The sequence below is a fragment of the Micromonospora tarapacensis genome (assembly GCF_019697375.1).
Classification (GTDB): domain Bacteria; phylum Actinomycetota; class Actinomycetes; order Mycobacteriales; family Micromonosporaceae; genus Micromonospora; species Micromonospora tarapacensis.
The window spans coordinates 3,203,965-3,225,214 of record NZ_JAHCDI010000004.1 but is presented as its reverse complement, the minus strand read 5'-3'; the positions used below and the strand labels follow the sequence as shown (position 1 = coordinate 3,225,214).

The 21,250-nt window shown below is 72.7% G+C and carries 2 protein-coding genes and 1 pseudogene; all 3 read left to right on the top strand.

All coding sequences use genetic code 11. The features are described 5' to 3' along the window. The first annotated feature begins 57 nt into the window (after positions 1-57). Positions 58-3,678 carry an SDR family NAD(P)-dependent oxidoreductase gene (locus tag KIF24_RS34620; RefSeq protein WP_331461381.1) on the top strand — a complete coding sequence of 1,207 codons (3,621 nt, stop codon included), beginning with the start codon at positions 58-60 and terminating at the stop codon, positions 3,676-3,678. Then, positions 3,675-15,137 carry a type I polyketide synthase gene (locus KIF24_RS20445; protein ID WP_221085425.1) on the top strand — a complete coding sequence of 3,821 codons (11,463 nt, stop codon included), beginning with the start codon at positions 3,675-3,677 and terminating at the stop codon, positions 15,135-15,137. The genes KIF24_RS34620 and KIF24_RS20445 overlap by 4 nt, the downstream gene beginning before the upstream one ends. 7 nt (positions 15,138-15,144) lie before the next feature. Then, a pseudogene (locus KIF24_RS20440) lies at positions 15,145-21,228 on the top strand (type I polyketide synthase); the annotation flags it as partial. Positions 21,229-21,250: the final 22 nt, after the last annotated feature.

The following is a 21,250-nucleotide window of genomic DNA, read 5'->3' as shown; positions in this document are numbered from 1 at the left end:
GACACCGGCGCGTCCGCCGACCCCGCCGGCCTCGGGCTCACCGAGTCCGGCCACCCGATCCTCGCGGCGTCAATCGGCGTCGCCGGGCGCGACGACATCCTGCTCACCGGAAGACTCGCCATCACCAGCCAACCGTGGCTCGCCGACCACCGCATCGGAGAGACGGTCGTGGTCCCCGCTACCGCTCTGCTCGAGGCCGCCCTGCACGCCGGAGAGGTGGTCGGCAAGCCAGCCGTCGAGGAACTGGTCCTGCAGGCCCCGCTGACCCTCACCGGGAACGCACCGGTCGACCTGCAACTCGTCGTGGCGCCCACGAACGCCGAGGACGACCGACGGACGTTAACCATCCACTCCCGGGTGCCCGGCCGCGCCTGGACCTGCCACGCCATTGGCACCCTGGCGCCCGCCGACGGCCCGGAACCCGAGCCGGTCGTGGAGCGCCCGGCCGACGCGGTCCCCGTACCGGTCGAGGGCTTCTACGACCGGCGCACGGAGGTCACCTATGGTCCCCTGTTCCAAGGCCTCAGCGCGGCCTGGCGCGCCGGCCGGGACCTGTACGCCGAGGTCACCCTCCCCACCGGCGGAAACCCGGACGGGTACGGCATCCACCCGGCCCTCCTCGACGCCGCGCTGCACGCGCTCATGCTGACCGACGCCGAGCCGGCCGGTGACCTGCTACTGCCGTTCAGCTTCGCCGGCGTCCGGCTCGGTGCGGTCGGCGCGACCACCCTGCGGGTCCGCCTGAGCCAACACGGCGAGTCCGGCCTCCGCCTGGACGCCACCGATCCGGAGGGCCAACTCGTCATCAGTGTCGGGGCGCTCACCACCCGCCCGGTGGATGTCCGCGCGCTCACCGCGACCGCCGACCGTACCGCTGCGGACCCGGCCGACGCACTGCGCCGCCCGACATGGAATCCCGTCGGACTGGACGGTGTTCGTCTCGCCACCGGCTGCGCGGTCATTGCCGCGTCGTCGTCCCCGGTCGTCGCCGGCCTGCGGGGAGCCGGGGTCACCGTCGACACGTACCCGGACCCTGCCGCGCTGGTGGCCACCGAGCCCGTACCTCCGCTCGTGGTGATGCCCGTCGAAGCCGCCAGCGACGTGCTCGACCCCCGCGAGGTTCACCGAACGGCTGCTGACCTGCTCGGCGTCGTACAGACCTGGCTCACCGAACCCAGGCTCGCCGCCGCCCGCCTGGTCGTGGTCACCCGGAACGCGGAGACGGAGCCGGCCGGCGCCGCCGTGTGGGGGCTGTTGCGGACCGCGATGGCGGAGGCCCCGGGACGGTTCACCCTGGTGGACGTCGACGACCTCGAGACCGCCTGGCCGGTCCTGGCCAGGTTGCTCGGGGCCGCCCCGCAGATGCTGCACGACGCACAGTTCGCGATCGCCGGCGGTACCCCGCACAACCCGGGTCTCGCACCCGCCGACCTCATCGTGCCGCGACCGGCCGGCACGTGGCGCCTGGCCGTCGGCGGTACGGGCGGGTCCATCGAGAGGCTCGGTGCCGCCGCCGGCAACGGCGATCGGCCGCTGCGGTGTGGTGAGGTCCGCGTCGCGGTCCACGCTGCCGGGGTCAACTTCCGGGACGTCCTCATGGTCCTCAGCATGTACCCGGGAACGATCTCCCTCGGTGCGGAAGGCGCTGGCGTCGTCGTCGAGGTCGCCCCGGACGTCGACCGGTTCCGACCCGGCGACCGAGTACTCGGCCTGCTCGTCAACGGATTCTCCCCCCTGACCGTCGTCGACCACCGGATGCTCGCCCCGATGCCCGACGACTGGTCGTTCGAGACCGCCGCATCTGTGCCGGTGGCGTTCCTGACGGCCTACTACGGCCTGACCGACCTCGCCGGGCTCCGTGCCGAGGAGTCCGTGCTCGTACACGCCGCCGCCGGCGGGGTCGGCATGGCCGCCACTCAGCTCGCCGGTCGGCTCGGCGCCGACGTCTACGGCACGGCCAGCGAACACAAGTGGCCCGCCGTCGCCGAGGCGATTCCGGCCGACCGGATCGCGTCGTCGCGCGACACCGGCTTCGCGGCGCGGTTCCTCGACGCGACCGGCGGCGCTGGTGTCGACGTCGTCCTCAACGCCCTCGCCGGCGAGTACATCGACGCGTCGCTGTCGCTGCTGCCACGCGGCGGCAGGTTCATCGAGATGGGCAAGACCGACGTGCGCGATGCCGAAGCCGTCGCGCGCACCTACCCGGGAGTGACGTATCAGGCGTTCGACCTGATGGAGGCGGGCCTGGACCGTATCCAGGAGATGTTGGGCGAGATCATGGCGATGTTCGCGAAGGGAGTCCTACGGCCCCTCCCGGTGCGTAGCTGGGACGTACGACGGGCCCGCGAAGCGATGCGGTTCATGCGCGAGGCACGGCACGTCGGCAAGGTGGTCCTGACCATGCCGCCGCGGTGGGCGAGCGGAACGGTCGTGGTGACCGGCGCTTCCGGGACGCTCGGTGGCCTGGTCTCCCGGCACCTCGCGGACGCCGGCGGCGCGCGGCACCTGCTGCTACTGTCCCGGCAGGGCGGCAGCGCACCAACCGCCGCCGCGCTCGCCGAAGACCTCGCGGCCTTGGGCTGTGCGTCGACGTTCGTCGCCTGCGACGTCGCCGATCGGACGGCGCTCGCCCAGGCCCTCGACAACGTGCGACCGCCCATCACGGCGGTCGTGCACGCGGCCGGCGTCCTCGACGACGGTGTGCTCACCACGCAGAACCCGGACCGGTTGGCTACCGTGCTGCGGCCCAAGGTGGACGCCGCGGTGCATCTGCACGAGCTGACCCTCGGCACGGAACTCGCGGCATTCGTCGTGTTCTCGTCCGTCGCCGGAGTCCTCGGGAATGCCGGCCAAGCCGGCTACGCCGCCGCGAACGCCGCCCTGGACGCCCTCGTGGCGCAACGGCATCGGCTCGGGCTGACCGGCACGTCACTTGCCTGGGGTCAGTGGGCAGAGACGTCGACGATGACAGCCGGACTCGCCGCGCGCGACGGCACCCGCCCCGGCACGGCCGCGTTGACCACACCCGAAGCCCTGGCGCTGTTCGACGCCGCGGTGGGCACCGGCACCCCACTCCTCGTCCCGGCCCGACTACCCGGCAAGGCACGCCGTCGCGCGGCCGGGACGACCGCGGGCCCGGAGCAGCTGGCGCAGACCCTGGCCCGCCTGAATCCGAAGCAGCGGCGGCAGCACCTGGCCACGCTCGTGCTCGGCCACACCGCCGCGGTGCTCGGCCACACCGACCCGTCCGCGGTGGACCCCGGCCGGCCGTTCACGGAGCTGGGTTTCGACTCCCTGTCCGCGGTCGAACTGCGCAACCGGATCGGCCCGGTCACCGGACTGCACCTGCCCGCCACGCTCATCTTCGACCACCCCAGCCCGGCGGCCGTCACCGAGCACCTGTACCAGCACCTGGTCCCGGACGAAGCTGCCGTTACCGAAACCGAACCGGACGATGCCGCACTGCGGCAGGCCCTGGCGGCCATTCCGGTTGCCCGACTGCGCGCAGCGGGGCTGCTCGACGCGCTGCAGCGGCTGATCGACCAGCCGGACGCTCCGGCACCGGCGCCGGCCGGCGGATCCGACGGCGACATCCGGGCGATGGACGTCGATGACCTGGTGCGGATGGCCCTCGGCACCCCGGACCGTGATCACGACACGGAGGGAAGCACCCTGTGAGTGACGAGAGCCAGATCGTCGAAGCGCTGCGCACGTCCCTGCTCGAGAACCAACGCCTGCGCCGGCTTACCGACCAGCTCACCGCGGCCGAGCCCGTCGCGATCGTCGGAATGGCATGCCGGTTCCCCGGCGGTGTCAGCAGCCCGCAGCAGTACTGGCGGCTGCTGGCCGACGGCCGCGACGCCGTCACCGCTTTCCCTGACGATCGGGGCTGGGACCTGGCCACGCTGTTCCATCCTGATCCCGACCGGGCCGGTACGAGCTACGTCCGCGAGGGCGGATTTCTGCAGCGCGCGGCCGATTTCGATCCGGGCTTCTTCGGCATCAGCCCGCGCGAGGCACTCGCCATGGACCCGCAGCAGCGGCTGCTGCTGGAGACGGCGTGGGAGGCGTTTGAGGACGCCGGCATCGACCCGCTGTCCGCCCGTGGCGGCAAGGTCGGCGTGTTCGCCGGCACGGCCGGACAGGACTACGCCGCGAAGCTGCTGTCCGCCCCCAACGGCGTCGAGGGATACCTCGTGACCGGTACGTCGGCCAGCGTGCTCTCCGGTCGGCTGGCGTACACGTTCGGGTTCGAGGGGCCGGCCGTCACCGTCGACACCGCCTGCTCGTCGTCGCTGGTCGCGCTGCACCTGGCGTGCCAGTCACTGCGGCAGGGGGAGAGCAACCTGGCGTTGGCCGGCGGCGCGACCGTGTTGTCCAGCCCGGCCGCCTTCATCGGCTTCTCCCGGCAGCGCGGCCTCGCCGCCGACGGTCGCTGCAAGCCGTTCGCGGCGGCCGCGGACGGCACCGGCTGGGGTGAAGGTGCCGGCCTGCTCCTCCTGGAACGGCTCTCCGACGCGACCCGCGACGGCCACCGGATCCTGGCGGTCATTCGCGGTTCGGCCGTCAACCAGGACGGCGCTTCGAACGGCCTCACCGCCCCCAACGGCCCCGCACAAGAACGGGTGATCCGGCAGGCGCTGGTGAACGCCGGCCTGACCGCCTCGGAGGTGGACGCGGTCGAGGCGCACGGCACGGGCACCTCCCTCGGCGATCCAATAGAAGCACAAGCGCTCCTCGCCACGTACGGAAAGGACCGCCGTGACGGCCGCCCGCTGTGGCTCGGGTCAGTGAAGTCGAACATCGCACACACCCAGGCCGCCGCCGGTGTCGCCGGGGTAATCAAGATGGTCCTCGCCCTGCGCCACGGAGTGCTCCCGCAGACGCTCCACGTCGACTCACCCACTTCGCACGTCGACTGGACCGGCGGGAACGTCCAACTGCTGACGGAGCCGGTGCCATGGACGCCGAGTGGGCGGCCGCGCCGGGCGGGCGTCTCGTCGTTCGGTGTCTCCGGCACCAACGCTCACCTCATCGTCGAGGAGGCACCCGTACCCCAACCGGTTGCCGGCCCGGCGAAGAGCGTCGTCCCCGGCGTGATCCCGCTCCTGCTGAGCTCGCGTGGCGAACCCGCCCTGCGCGCTCACGCCGGCCACGTCGCGGACATCATGGACGGAGGTGACATCGCCTTCCGACTGGCGACCGAGCGTGCGGCTCTTCCCGACCGTGCGGTGATCCTCGGCGAGAGCCACGAGGAACTGCTGGCCGGGCTGCGGCATCTCGCCGCCGGCGAGGCCCACCCACGGGTCGTCACCGGCGCTGCGGGGCGCGACGGCGTCTCGATGGTCTTCCCGGGCCAGGGTGCCCAGTGGCCCGGAATGGGCTTGCGCCTGTGGGACACGGTTCCCGCCTTCGGCCAAGCGATGGATGAATGCGCGGAGCTCCTCGAACCGGTCACGGGTTGGCGGCTGCGTCAGGTGCTCGCCGATCCCGAGGAGTTGAGCCGGGTCGACGTCGTCCAACCCGCTTCCTTCGCCGTCGCCGTCTCTCTCGCCGCGCTCTGGGCCGCCGTCGGCGTCACACCGGACGCCGTCGCGGGGCACTCCCAGGGCGAGATCGCCGCCGCGTACGTCGCCGGTGTCCTCACCCTGGAGGACGCCCTGACCGTCGTGGTGGGCCGCAGCCGGGCGCTCGCCGGCCTGGACGGCACCGGAGGCATGGTCGCGGTTGCCGGCGCGACCCCGGAAGCCGTCGACGCGCGGGTCGATGCGAGTGGCCGACTCGCTCTTGCCGCCGTCAACGGCCCCACCTCCACGGTCGTCTCCGGCGAGGCAGCCGCCCTCGACGCGTTCGTCGCCGCCGCGGAGCGGGACGGCCTCCGGGTCCGGCGGATCCCCGTCGGCTACGGCTCGCACTCCGCGCACGTGGAACCGATCGCGAGCGCCGTCCGGTCGGCGCTTGCCGGGATCCGGGCCCGCCCGGCGACCGTACCGATGTGGTCCACCACGTACGGCCGGTGGGTCGAGGGACCGGAGTTGGACGCGGACTACTGGTGGCGCAATCTGCGTCTTCCGGTCGGATTCGCCGCCGCGGTGCCGGCGCTACCGGGCTGCATCATCGAGGTCAGCCCACATCCAGTGCTCGTACCGGCGATCCAGGAGACCGTCGACACCGTCACCGGCACGCTGCGCCGCGACGACGACAGTCCGCTGCGGTTCGTCACCGCTGTCGCCGAGGCGTACGTCCGCGGCGTGCCTGTCGACTGGCGCTCGCTCGTCCAGCCCGGTGACGAGCCGGTGCAGCCGCTGACCCTGCCGACCTATCCGTTCCAGCGGGAACGGTTCTGGCTGCGCGGCGCCGGTGGGCACGGCACCCACGCGAGCGGCTCGCAGCTCGGACACCCGTTGCTCGGTGCCACCCTCGGGCTCGCCGAGGGTGGATCGGTCGTGCTCACCGGGCGGCTCTCGCGCGCAGGGGAGGCGTGGCTCGCTGACCACCGGGTCGGTGGCCGGACCGTGGTGCCCGGAACCGCGTTGCTGGAGATGGCCATGCACGCGGGGGACACCGTCGAGTGCCAGACCGTCGACGAACTCACCCTGCACGCACCGCTGGTGCTGCCCGACCAGGGTGCCGTCGATGTCCAGGTCATCGTCGGCGCGCCGGACGGCGACGGGCGGCGCGTCGTATCCGTACACAGCAGGCCATCGAGCGACGCTGACCTGACACCCGGCGTGTGGGCTTGTCACGCCACCGGTGGTCTCCTGCCCGAAAGCCGTCCCGGGCCGGACGCGACCGATCGGGTCTGGCCGCCGGCTGGCGCCGTCGAGCTACCGCTCGACGGGTTCTACGACCGGCTCGCCGGTGCCGGACTGGCCTACGGGCCGCTGTTTCGAGGCCTGCAGCGAGCCTGGCGCAACGGCGACGAACTCTACGCCGAGGTGGCCATCGCCGAGACCGCTGTCGACGGGTTCGGTATCCAGCCCGCGTTGCTCGACGCGGCCCTGCACGCCGTCGCCCTCGCTCCCGCAGCCGTCGAGGGTCCAGTCCTGCTGCCGTTCAACTTCACCGGCGTCCGCCGGTTCGCCGACAGTGCCACCGCGCTACGCGTACGCCTGCGCCTCAGCGACGACGGCAGCATCCGGCTCGACGCCACCGACCCGGCCGGTCGCGCGGTGATCGCCATGAGCGGGCTGGCCCTGCGCCCCTTCGAACCGGGGGACGTCACCACCGGCCGGTCCGGGCAGCAGGTGTACCGCGTGGCCTGGCATCCCTCCACCGCCCGGACAGGTACGGCACCCGCCACCTGCGTCCTGCTCACTGACCCGACCGGCGGCCTGACCGGAACTGCCGAGGCCGCGCTGCGCGCCGCGGGTCTCGACGTCCGGCATCCCGGCGACGACACGACAGCGGACGTCGTCGTGCTCCCAGTCGGCGGCGACGACCCGGTCACGCCGGACGGCGTACGGACCGCACTCACCGCGGTCCTGCGCCTCATACAGGCCCGGGTCGCCGACGAGCGCCAGCCGGTAGCCCGCTTCGTCGTCGTGACGCGGCATGCCGTGCTCACCGGCGAGCAGAAGACGGTGGACCCGCTCGGCGCGTCCGTGCACGGGTTGGTCCGCTCGGCCCAGGCGGAGCATCCGGACAACGTCCTGCTCGCCGACGTCGACGACGACCCAGCATCGTGGGCCGCCGTCGTCCGATACGCCGCGGGACCGGGCGGCGAACCCGAGATCACCGTCCGCAGCGGCACCGTCACCGTACCGCGCCTCGAACCGGTCGCCGCACCCGCCGGGCCCGCCACCGAGTGGACCGGCACCGTCCTGGTCACCGGCGCCAGCGGCATGCTCGGCACGGTGGTGGCACGCCACCTGGTGACGGCGTACGGCGTTCGCCGCCTCATCCTGCTCTCCCGCCGTGGGTCGGCCGCACCGGGAGCCGCCGAACTCGCCGCCGAGCTGACCGCGGCCGGTTGCACCGTCATCACCGAGGCATGCGACGCCGCGGACCGGGACGCCGTCGCCGCCGTCCTGACCCGGATCCCACCCGAGGCACCGCTGACCGCCGTCGTACACGCGGCCGGGGCGCTCGACGACGGTGTCCTCGCCTCGCTCGACGGCGACCGCCTCGCAACCGTCCTCACGCCGAAGGTCACTGCCGCACTGCACCTGCACGAGCTGACCGAAAACCTCGAACTCTCGGCACTCGTCCTGTTCTCCTCTGCCGCATCCCGGCTCGGCGCGCCCGGTCAGGCCGGCTACGCCGCCGCGAACGCCTTCCTCGACGGCCTCGCTGAGCACCGCCGCTCCCGCGGCCTCCCCGGCACCTCGGTGGCGTGGGGGTTCTGGGCCGAACGCAGCGGGTTGACGGGCCACCTCGGCGGCCGCGACCTGCAGAGGCTCTCCACCGGCGGTGTCGAACCGCTGTCCACGGCGACCGGCCTGGCGTTGTTCGACGCGGCGCTCAGCGCCGGTGAACCAGCACCGCTCGCGGTCCGGTTCGACCGGGCGGCACTCCGCGGGCTGGCGCGGGAGGGCGCTCTGCCGCCGTTGCTGAGCGGCCTCGTGCCGGCCGGCACACGGTGGGCTGCCGCCCCGGCCACCGTCAGCGGGAGCCTGACCACGCTGTCCGCGACCGACCGGGCCGCCGCCCTCGCCGCCCTCGTCCGCAGTCGCGTCGGGGCGGTGCTCGGCCACCCGGACCCTTCCGCCGTGGACCCGGCGCGGACGTTCAAGGACCTCGGTTTCGACTCCCTCACCGCGGTGCAGATGCGGAACCAGCTCAGCCAGGCGACCGGGCTGCGGCTGCCCGCCACCCTCGTCTTCGACCATCCCACACCGCAGGCACTCGCTGTCCACCTCGATGCTCAGCTCTCCGGTGAGTCCGCGCACACGCCGGTGGCGGCCGTCGCCGCCGTCGACGACGACCCCATCGCCATCGTCGGCATGGCGTGTCGCCTGCCCGGGGCATCGACTCCGGACGACTTCTGGCAGCTCCTCGAATCCGGTGGCGAAGGGATCACCGGCTTTCCCACCGACCGGGGTTGGGACGTCGCCCAGCTCGCCGGGCTCTGCGCCGGCGGCGGCTTCCTGCACGACGCCGCCGGCTTCGACGCGGGGTTCTTCGGGATCAGTCCGCGTGAGGCGCTGGCCATGGACCCGCAGCAGCGACTGCTGCTCGAAGCGTCCTGGGAGGCGTTCGAGGACGCCGGGATCGACGCGCTGTCGTTGCGGGGCAGCGACACCGGGGTCTTCGTCGGTCTGATGTACCACGACTACGCCTCGTCGATCAGCCGGGTGCCCGACGGTGTCGAGGGCTACATCGGCACCGGCACCTCGGGCAGTGTCGTATCGGGCCGGGTCTCCTACACGTTCGGCTTCGAAGGGCCGGCGGTGACGGTGGACACCGCCTGCTCGTCGTCGTTGGTCGCGATTCATCTCGCCGCGCAGGCGGTGCGGTCGGGGGAATGCGGCCTGGCTCTCGCCGGTGGCGTCACGGTCATGTCCTCTCCGGCGCTGTTTGCCGAGTTCGCGCGGCAGGGAGGGCTGGCCCGCGACGGCCGTTCGAAGTCCTTCGCGGTCGCCGCCGACGGCGCCGGGTTCTCCGAGGGCCTCGGGCTGGTGGTTCTCGAGCGGCTCTCCGTCGCGCGCGAACGCGGTCACAAGGTGCTGGCTCTGGTACTCGGTTCGGCGGTGAATCAGGACGGTGCGTCGAATGGATTGACTGCGCCGAATGGTCCGTCGCAGGAGCGGGTGATTCGGCAGGCGTTGGCTAATGCGGGGGTGGGGCCCGGGGATGTGGATGTGGTGGAGGCGCATGGGACTGGTACTGCGTTGGGTGATCCGATCGAGGCGCAGGCGTTGTTGGGTGTTTTCGGGCGGGGTCGGGATCGTCCGTTGTGGTTGGGGTCGGTGAAGTCGAATATCGGTCATACCCAGGCTGCGGCGGGTGTGGCGGGGGTTATCAAGGTGGTTTTGGGGTTGCGGTATGGGGTGTTGCCGGCGACGTTGCATGTTGATGAGCCGACGCCGCATGTGGATTGGTCTGGTGGAGATGTGCGGTTGTTGACCGAGGCTCGGTCGTGGCCGGGTGGGGGTCGTCGGCGTCGGGCGGGGGTGTCGTCGTTCGGTATCTCCGGCACCAACGCGCACATCATCATCGGCGAGAGCACCGACGAACCCTCCGCGCCTGCCAAAACGGATCAAGGACCGGCGCTCACCGGCTCCGTGCCATTCGTGGTCAGCGCCCGCGGCATGACCGGCCTACGCGCCCAGGCCGCCCGGCTCGTCGTCGAAGCGGATCCCGTACCCCTGTCCGTCGCGCTCGCCGCCCGCGCCGCCCTGCCGCAGCGCGCCGTCGTCGTGGGTGACACCGCCGAGGAACTGGCTGCCGGGCTGCGTGCCCTCGCCGGCGGGCAGACCACCGCTGCCGGCGTCGTCGTGGGCGACGCCGGCAGCGGTCTCACCGCCTGGCTCCTTGCCGGTCAGGGCGCCCAGTGGACCGGCATGGGCCTGCGCCTCTGGGAAGCCTCGTCGGTCTTCGCCCGATCGATGAACGAGTGCGAGGAAGGCATCGCCGAACTGGCCGGCTGGCGGTTGCGGGACGTCCTCGGCGACTCGGCCGCGATGGCTCGCGTCGACGTCGTCCAGCCCGCCTCGTTCGCCGTCGCGGTCTCCCTCGCCCGGCTGTGGACCGCCGCCGGCGTGCGTCCCGACGCGGTGCTCGGGCATTCGCAGGGTGAGATCGCCGCCGCGCACGTCGCCGGAATCCTCTCCCTCGACGACGCGGTGCGGGTCGCCGTGCTCCGCTCCCGGGCGATCGCCCGGATCGGCGGCACCGGGGGGATGGTCGCGGTCTCCGGCGTGCCGGTCGAGATCGTCACCGAACGCATCGCGCCGTGGGGCGTGCAGCTCGCCGTTGCCGCTGTCAACGGGCCCACCGCCACCGTCGTCTCCGGTACCGGTGTCGCACTCGCCGAATTCATCGCCGGCTGCGAACGCGACGGACTGCGGATCCATCGCATCGCCGTCGACTACGGGTCGCACTCCGCCCACGTCGATCCGATCGAATCCGACGTCCGTGGGGTCCTCGCCGGGATCGCTCCCGGGCCCGCCGCCGTACCGATGTGGTCCACGGTGGAGGGGCGGTGGGTGGACGGGCCGGAACTTGACGCCGACTACTGGTGGCGCAACCTGCGTAGCCAGGTCCGCTTCGCCGACGGCGTCGACGCCCTCGTGGCTCTCGGTGTCAGCCGGACCATCGAGGTCAGCCCGCATCCGGTCCTCACCCCAGGCGTGCAGGACCGGGTGACCACCGTCCTCGGCACACTGCGCCGCGACGACGACACCCCGCGACGCTTCCTGATCTCCGCGGCGGAGGCGTACACGGCAGGCGTACCGGTGGACTGGGCGGCTCTCGTCCCGGCGGTCCCACCTGCGCAGCTGCCCACCTACCCGTTCCAACGCGAGCGGTACTGGCTCGCGGGCACCGGCGGCGGTGACCTCTCCGGCGCCGGCCTCCAGCCCGCGAACCATCCCCTGGTCACCGCCCTCGTCCCCCTCGCCGACGACGGCCGCACCGTACTGACCGGCCGAATCTCCCTCTCCACCCACGGGTGGCTCGGCGAGCACCGCGTCCAGGGCACCGCACTCGTGCCCGGTACCGCGCTCGTCGAACTCGCCCTGCACGTCGGCGACCTTCTCGACCACCCCGAGGTCGCCGAACTCACCCTCTCGGCGCCGCTGACCGTCGCCGACGAAGTCACCCTGGACCTCCAGGTGGTGAGCGCCGTCGACGGCAACCGGCGAACCATCCGTATCCACAGCTGCACGGCCGGCTCCACCGGCCCGTGGACCCTGCACGCCGAAGGTCTCCTCGCCCCGGTCGCCGAGCCGGACGACAGCCACGTCGACAGCGCCTGGCCTCCCCCGGACGCGGAGCCTCTCGCGCTCGACGGCGCCTACGCCCGCCTCGGGGAGGCAGGTCTGGACTACGGCCCGCTGTTCCAGGGGCTGCGCTCCGCGTGGCGCTCCGGGGCTGATCTCTACGCCGAAGTGTCCATCCCCAACCCGGACGTGGCCGGTGACTTCGCCGTACACCCCGCTCTCCTCGACGCCGCCCTGCACGTCCTGGCGGCGGACGCCGTGGTCGGGGGGAATGGCACGGCCAGCATCCTGCTCCCGTTCAGCTTCACCGACGTCCGGTTGTCCGCGATCGGCGCCACCACACTGCGGGTGAGGGTGAGTCCCGTCAACGGCGCGGAGGCCGGGGAGGGGGGTGCGGTTCGCCTCGAAGCCGCCGACCCCGACGGCCGGCCCGTCGTACGGATCGGTTCCCTCACGCTGCGCCCGCTCACCACGAGCAGGGTGGCCGCCGCCACTGACACCCCTGTACCGGACAGCCTCGCCGAGGCGCTCCTGCTGCCGGAGTGGGCACCTGTCGAGGTCGACACCTCGGTGGCGCCCGGCAGCTACGCCGTCATCACCGACACCGCACCCGCCGACACCCTCACCGCGGGATTGGGCTCCATCGCCTACGACGCGGGAAACCTCGACCAGTTGACCGAGGTGCCCCCGGTGGTGATGCTTCCCGTCGACGGCACGGACCCCTACGGCGCCCTCACCGAAGTCCTGACCGCCGTGCAGCGTTGGCTCTCCGACGAACGCTTCGCAGACTCCGTCCTCGTCATCGTCACGCACCGCGCCACCCCGGTCGGCGACACGGACGTGAACATCGCCGGGGCGGCGGTCTGGGGCCTGTTGCGGTCGGTGCAGGCGGAGGCGCCGGGGCGGTGCCGGATCGTCGACCTCGCGGACGCCGTGCCGGACTGGCCGACCGTTGCCGCCGCCGTCGCGACCGACGAGCCGCAGCTGGCGGTCACGAAAAACAGCATTCTCGCGCCGCGGCTCGCCGGAAGCGATCTCCTGGTCCCGCCCACCGGCACCACGTGGCGGTTGCACCTGCCGGACGGGAACGAACAGTCGATCGACGGTGTACGGCTGCTGCCGACACCGGAGGCGGAGGCGCCCCTGCACCCCGGCCAGGTGCGGATCGCGGTCCGGGCCGCCGGCCTCAACTTCCGTGACGTGCTGATGACCCTCGGCATGTACCCGGGGGAGATCTCCCTCGGCTCCGAAGGTGCCGGCATCGTCGTGGAGACTGCCCCGGACGTCGAGGACCTGCGTCCCGGTGACCGGGTGATGGGCCTGCTGTCCGGCGCCTTCGGGCCACTTGCCGTCGCCGACCGGCGGATGCTGACCACCATGCCGCCCGGCTGGTCGTTCCAGGTCGGTGCCTCGGTGCCGATCGTGTTCCTGACGGCGTGGTACGGGCTACGCGAACTGGCCGGGCTGCGCTCCGGCGAGCGGGTCCTGATACACGCCGCCGCGGGCGGAGTGGGCATGGCGGCCACGCAGATCGCACAGTGGCTCGGCGCGGAGGTCTACGCCACCGCCAGCGAGTCGAAGTGGCCGGTGGTGGAGGGTCGCATCCCGGCCGACTGGATCGCCAACTCCCGCGACACCGGGTTCGCCGAGCGGTTCCGCGCCGCGGGCGGCGTCGACGTGGTGCTGAACTCCCTGGCCGGGCCGTTCGTCGACGCATCTCTCGGCCTGCTGCGCCCCGGCGGGCGGTTCATCGAGATGGGCAAGACCGACATGCGCGATCCGGCCGAGGTGGCGCGGGCGTACGGCGGCGCCCGATACCGGGCGTTCGACCTGATGGAGGCCGGGCTCGACCGGCTGCAGGAGATGCTTGTCGAGATCCGTGACCTACTCGCCGCGGGCGTGCTGCAACCGTTGCCGGTACGGGCGTGGGACGTACGCCGGGCCCGCGAGGCATTGCGGATCCTGCGCGATGCGAAGCACACCGGCAAGCTGGTGCTGACGATGCCGCCGACCTGGCGCGACGGCACGGTTCTGGTCACCGGAGCGTCCGGGACGCTGGGGGGCGCGGTCGCCCGGCACCTGGCGCGCAACGGCGGGGCGAGACACCTGCTGCTGCTGTCCCGGCAGGGCGGGTCCGCATCGAGCGCCCCGGCGCTCGCGGCCGACCTGGCGGACGCCGGTTGCCAGGCCACCTTCGTCGCCTGCGACGCCGCCGACCGCGTCGCACTCGAGGCAGTCCTGCGGGACGTACGCCCGGAACTGACGGCCGTCGTCCACGCGGCCGGGGTGCTCGACGACGGGGTGGTGTCCGCGCTGACGCCGCAGCGGCTGGCGACCGTTCTCCGGCCCAAACTCGACGCCGCCCGGCACCTGCACGAACTGACCCGGCACCTACCGCTGAACGCGTTCGTCGTGTATTCCTCGGCCGCGGGCACCCTCTGTAACCCTGGCCAGGCCAACTACGCCGCCGCGAACGCCGCCCTGGACGCGCTTGTCGCCCACCGGCACCGACTCGGGCTGCCGGCGACATCCCTCGCCTGGGGACAGTGGGCCGATGCGTCCACGATGACAGCGAAGCTCGACGGGCGACGGGCCGCCGCCGGCATGACACCGTTGCGTACCGCCGAGGGCCTTGCCCTGTTCGACGCCGCAGTCGGCGCCGGGCATCCGGTGGTGGTGCCGGTGAAGCTGGATCGGCGGAGCCGGCGACGCGCATCGACGGCCACCACCGACCCCAACGAGCTCGCCGGCATTCTCGCCCGGCTCAACCCGACGCAACGGCACGAGCACCTGCTGACCGTCGTACGCGGTCACACCGCCGCCGTCCTCGGCCACGCCTCTCCCGCTGCGGTGGAACCTGCCCGACCGTTCATCGAAGCCGGGTTCGACTCCCTGACCGCGGTCGAGTTGCGCAACCGGCTCAACCTCGCCACGGGCCTGCGGCTGCCGGCGACGTTGGTGTTCGACCACCCCAGCCCGCTCGCTGTCGCAGACCTGCTCCGCGACCGGCTGTGCCCGCAGGAGAAGCCCATCGGCGTCGAGGCCGTCCTCGCCGACCTCGACCGGCTCGAGGCCGGGCTCGCCGGCCAGAACGACGCGGACACGGTCCGGATCCTCGACCGCGTGCACGCCCTCCTGTCGAGGCAGCAGGGGCGCGACCGGACGGCTGCGGACCTGGGCCTCGGCACCGCCTCCGACGAAGAACTGTTCGCCCTCGTCGACACCAACGGGAGTTCGAGACATGGCCAATGAGGACAGACTCCGCGAGTACCTTCGCCGCGCGATCGCCGACACCCACACCGCGCGGCGGCGGGTGGCGGAACTGGAGGACCGCGACCGCGAACCCATCGCGATCGTCGGCATGGCCTGCCGCTTCCCGGGCGGGGTCGGCACACCGGAGCAGCTGTGGGATCTGGTCGCCGAGGGCCGCGACGCGATTGTGCCGTTCCCGGACGACCGGGGGTGGGACCTCGACGCGCTCTACGACCCCGACCCGGACCGGGCCGGTACCAGTTATGTCCGCGAGGGCGGGTTCCTGCGGGACGCGTCCTGGTTCGACGCGGCGTTCTTCGGCATCAATCCGCGCGAGGCCCTCGCCATGGACCCGCAGCAGCGGCTTCTGCTGGAGACGTCCTGGGAGGCGGTGGAACGTGCCGGCATCGATCCGACGGCGCTTCGCGGCGCCCCGGTCGGGGTTTTCACCGGCACCGCAGGACAGGACTACGCGGCCACCATCGCCAACCTGCCGGACGAGGTCGAGGGCTACCTGACCACCGGGACTTCGGCGAGCGTGCTCTCCGGCCGGGTCGCCTACTCCCTCGGGCTGGAGGGCCCGGCCGTCACCGTCGACACCGCCTGCTCGTCGTCACTGGTCGCCGTGCACCTCGCTGCGCAGGCGCTGCGCCGGGGTGAATGCCGACTCGCCCTCGCCGGTGGCGTCACCGTACTGTCCACCCCGGCTGCGTTCATCGGATTCAGCCGACAGCGAGGCTTGACAGCTGACGGGCGGTGCAAGGCGTTCGCGGCCGCGGCCGACGGCACCAGCCTCGCCGAGGGTGCCGGCGTGCTGCTGCTGGAGCGGCTCTCGGACGCGATACGGAACGGCCGACACATCGCCGCTGTGGTCGCCGGCAGCGCGGTCAACCAGGACGGTGCGTCGAACGGACTCACCGCTCCGAACGGACCGTCCCAGGAACGCGTCATCCGACAAGCTCTCGCCGCTGCCGGGCTCGGTACGTCTGATGTGGACGTCGTCGAGGCACACGGCACCGGAACCGCGCTCGGTGACCCGATCGAGGCGCAGGCGTTGCTGGCGACGTACGGCCAGGGGCGGCCCGACGGCCGCCCGCTGTGGCTCGGGTCGGTGAAGTCGAACATCGGCCACACCCAGGCTGCGGCCGGGGTGGCCGGAGTCCTCAAGATGGTCCAGGCGCTGACCCACGACCTGCTGCCGCGCACGCTGTACGTGGACGAACCCGCCCCGCACGTGGATTGGGACTCCGGAGACGTGCGGCTGCTGACCGAACCGGTGGCGTGGAAGGCCAACGGGCGACCCCGCCGAGCCGGCGTTTCCTCGTTCGGCATCTCCGGCACGAACGCTCACCTCATCCTTGAAGAGGCACCATCGGTCGGACCTGCGACCGTCTCCGCCGTGGCGGCGCCGGACCGCCCGTGGGTGGTGTCGGCCCGTAGCGGCGAGGCACTGCGCTCCTATGCCGACGGGCTGCACCGGTGGCTGGCCACGCGCCCCGACGTCCCCACGGCGCACGCCGCCGCCGCGCTGATGACCGGGCGAACCCGGTTCGAGCACCGGGCCGTCGTGCTCGCCGACCGGCCCGACCACATCGCCGCCGGCCTGCGTGCGCTCGCCGAGGGCGATCCGGCCCCGCACGTCGTGTCCGGCCTGGCCGCTGGGCGCGGACGGTGCGCGTTCGTCTTCCCCGGCCAGGGCTCGCAGTGGCCGGAGATGGCCGCCGGCCTGCTGCACACCGCACCGGTGTTCGCCGCGCGCGCGGCCGAGTGTGTGGCGGCGCTGCAACCCTTCCTCGACTGGTCCCTGGCCGACGTCCTCGCCGCCCGGCCTGGTGCCGCGCCGCTCAGCCGGATCGACGTGGTCCAGCCGACCCTGTTCACCGTGATGGTCTCCCTCGCCGAACTCTGGCGTGCCGTCGGCGTGCACCCGGAGGCGGTCATCGGCCATTCCCAGGGCGAGATCGCTGCGGCCTGCGTCGCCGGAGGACTGTCGCTGCCCGACGCCGCCCGCATCGTCGGCCTGCGCAGCCAGGCGTGGCTCACGTTGGCCGGGCAAGGGGGCATGCTGTCGGTCTCGCTGCCCGCCGCGGTGCTCGAACCCCGCCTCGCGCCGTGGGGCGACCGGCTCGCCATCGCCGCCGTCAACAGTCCGCGTGCCGCCACGGTCTCCGGTGATCCCGTCGCCCTTGACGAGCTGATGGCACAGCTGACCGCCGAGGGCATCCGTGCCCGGCGTGTCCCCGGTGTCGACACCGCCGGTCATTCGGCACAGGTCGATCAGTTGCGGGAGCGGCTGCTGCGCGAACTCGGCCCGGTGCGCCCCAGATCCTCCACAGTGCCGCTGTACTCGACGGTCACCGGGGATCTGCTGGACACCGCGGACATGGACGCCGAGTACTGGTACCGCAACATGCGGGAGCCGGTGTTGTTCGAGCCCGCCCTGCGCGCCCTGGTCGGCGCGGGCAGTGACGTACTGGTCGAGGTCAGCCCGCACCCGGTGCTCCAGTCGGCGATCCAGGAGACCGTCGAGGAGAGCGATACCGCCGTGGTGGCGGTCGGATCGCTACGCCGCGACGAGGACACCTCGACCAGGTTCCGACGCTCGCTCGCGGAGGCCTACGTCGCCGGTGCCGCGGTGGACTTCGTCGCCGGGGAGTCCCCGGGCCCGGTCCTGCCCGACCTGCCGACCTATCCCTTCCAGCGGCGCCGGTTCTGGCTGCATGGCTCCGCCACGGCCGGCGACCCGGCCGGGATCGGGCTGGACGCCGTCGAGCATCCGCTGCTCGGCGGGGCGCTCGCCCTGGCAGACGGTGGGGCGACGGTACTGACCGGACGCCTGTCCCGGCACGCGCACCCGTGGCTCGATGGCCACCGGGTGCTCGACAACACGGTCGTTCCCGCGGCGGTGTTTCTGGAGTGGGCTTTCCGCGCCGGGGACGAGATCGGCTGCGGTCTGATCGAACAGTTGGAGATCCGGCGGCCCCTCATCCTTCCCGAGCAGGGCGGCGTACGCATTCAGGTCACTGCCGGCCCACCCCGGCCGGACGACCGCCGGGACCTGACCATCTCGGCCGCCGGTGACAGCGGCTGGGTCTGCCACGCCGTCGGAACACTCGCACCCGCCGCGGCCGGGTCCGCGCCGACCGGACCGGACCTCTCCGCCGGCGGCGCAGCCGAGGACCGTGACACCGGTGTCGAGCTCAGCGGTGCGTTCGATGCACCGCTGACGGTGGTCCGGGACGGAGACGCGGTCGCGGTCGCGCTTGCCCTGCCCGAGGAGTACCGCGGGGACGGCGGCCGGTTCGGGCTGCATCCGGCGTTGCTGGAGCCGGCCGTCCGCGTGGCCGCGCCGCTGGCTCAGGACCGCGACGCCGTGGTCATGCCGATGACGTGGTACGGCGTACGGCTGTGGACCGCCGGAGCGACGACCCTGCACGCGGCGTTGACGCCGACCCCGGAGGGCGGGCACGCGCTGGAGTCCGCCGACGACCTCGGCCGGCCGGTGCTCACCGTCGAACGCCTGGAGTTCCGGGCGGTTCCGATCAGCGACCGCACCATCAGCGGAGCCCTGTCCGACCTCTACCGTCAGGAGTGGACGGCGGTCACCCGGCCCACGCCCGGTCCGCAGCAGCCAAGCACGGTGCTCGGTACTGCGCTTCCGGACTTTCCGGGGCCGCGGGTACCCACCCTCGACGCGGTGCTGGACGAGACCGGGACGGTGTACCTTCCGGTTCAGGGGGGACCGGCGGCTGCGGCCGGGCTGGCCGAGGAGGTGCACGCCACCCTGGCCCGCGTCCTGGGCACCCTGCAGGAGTGGCTCGCGGACCGCCGCCAGGACGACCGGCGTCTCGTCGTCGTCACCCGGGGTGCGGTTCCGACCGGCGATCCGGAAGCGGACGTCGACATGGTCGCCGCCGCCGTCTGGGGCCTGTTGCGCTCGGTGCAGTCCGAGCACCCCCAACGATTCGTGCTGGCCGACGTCGACGGATCGGCCGCATCCTGGGCCGCCCTCGACGCCGCCGCTGCGGGAGGCGAACCCCAGGTGGCCCTACGTAGCGGTGCCGCCCTGGTGCCCCGCCTCGCCCGCGTGCGCGCCACCGGAATGCCGCAGCCCGCCCTAGACGCCGGTTCGGTGCTGCTGACCGGTGCCAGCGGCACCCTGGGCGGCCTGGTCGCCCGGCACCTCGCCGCCGCCGGTACCCGTCACCTCGTGCTGGTTTCCCGGCGCGGCGACCGGGCACCCGGCGCGGCCCAACTCGCCGCCGAACTGGCCGGCCTCGGGTGCACCAGCACCTTCGAAGCCTGCGACATCGCCGATCGGACCGCTCTCGCGGCGGTCCTGAACCGGGTACCGGAGGATATGCCGCTGACCGGCGTCGTGCACGCCGCCGGTGTGCTCGACGACGGCGTCGTCGAGTCCCTCGATCCCGAACGGCTCGCCACGGTCCTGCGGCCGAAGGTCGACGCCGCGGTCAATCTGCATGAGCTGACCGCTGGTCTGGACCTTACGGCGTTCGTGATGTTCTCCTCCGCCGCCACCACCCTCGGCGCGGCCGGACAGGCCAACTACGCTGCCGCGAACGCGTTCCTGGACGCCCTGGCCCAGCACCGCCGCCACCACGGCCTGGCCGGCACGTCGATGGCCTGGGGTCTGTGGGCCGAACGTAGCGGCATGGCCGAGCACCTCGACGAGGCCCACATCGAGCGGATGTCGCGCCGCGGTATCGCTCCGCTCGGCTCCGCCGAGGCACTCGAACTGTTCGACGCGGCCCTCGCCGCCGCTGAGCCGGTCGCCGTACCGGTCCGCTTCAACCTGCCGGCGCTGCGCGGTATGGCCCGGGCCGGGATGCTGCCGGGCCTCCTGCGCGGGCTCGTCAGGGTCGCCGCCCGCCCGAACGCAGATCCGACCGGCGAACGGGCGGCATTGCTGCGACGGCTCGCCGGACGAGGAGCACAGGATCAGGAGCAGGTCCTCGTTGACTGGCTGCGCGGCCACGTCGCCGCGGTGCTCGGTCACAACGACCCGTCGACAGTGGCGCCTCAGCGGGCATTCACCGACCTCGGGTTCGACTCCCTCACCGCGGTGGACCTGCGTAACCGGTTGCACGTGGCGACCGGGCTTCGGCTGCCGGCGACGCTCATCTTCGACTACCCGCACGCGGCGGCCCTGTCCCGGTTCCTGCGGGGCGAGCTGGCTGTGGCCGGGGCCGACGGCAAGGCCCGGGCCGTCGAGACGGTGCCGACGGCGGGTGAGGGACCGGACTTCCTCGCCTCCGACACCGAGGATCTCGGCCCGGTCGCGACCCTCTACTGGCAGGCATGCGAACGCGGACTCTACGACGAGGCGACCGAACTGCTCGGCGTCGCCTCCCGGATCCGGCCCGCGTTCACCGACGCCGGCCAGGTGACCGCGCCCGAGATCGTGCGCCACGCCTCCGGGACGGACGAGCCACGACTGATCTGCTTCCCGGCGTTCAGCGCGGTTGCCGGACCGCACGAGTACGCCCGGTTCGGTGCCCAGTTCGCCGACCGGCGGGACGTCCTGGTCGTCCCGCATCCCGGGTTCGTCGACGGGGAGCAGGTCCCCGCAACCCTGGAGGCCGTCGTAGCGATGCAGGCGGAGCGAGTGGTCACCTGCGCCGGCGGCAAACCGTTCGCCATCGTCGGCCGCTCGCTGTCGGGCTGGTTCGCCCACGCCGTCGCTGAACACCTCGAACGCGACGGCGTGCGACCGGCCGCCGTCATCCTGGTGGACAGCTACGCCAACGAGGAGTTTCTCCGCGATCGGCTGGGCCCACTGATGCGCAAGCACATGCTGGAACGGGAGAGCCGTTTCGCGTTGCAGAGCGAGACCCGGCTGACCGCGATGGGCACCTACTACCGCCTGCTCGGCCTGTGGGAACCGACGGCGATCGCCGCACCGACCCTGCTGGTGCGCGCCACCGAGCCGTTCTCCCACGACCTGCGCGACCTGCTCGACGAGGAGGAGGTCGACTGGCTGGCGTCGTGGAGCCTGCCACACACCGCTGTCGACGTACCCGGTGACCACTTCACGGTCCTGGAACAGCATTCCACGACAACCGCCGACGCCGTGCACGGCTGGCTGGCGGATC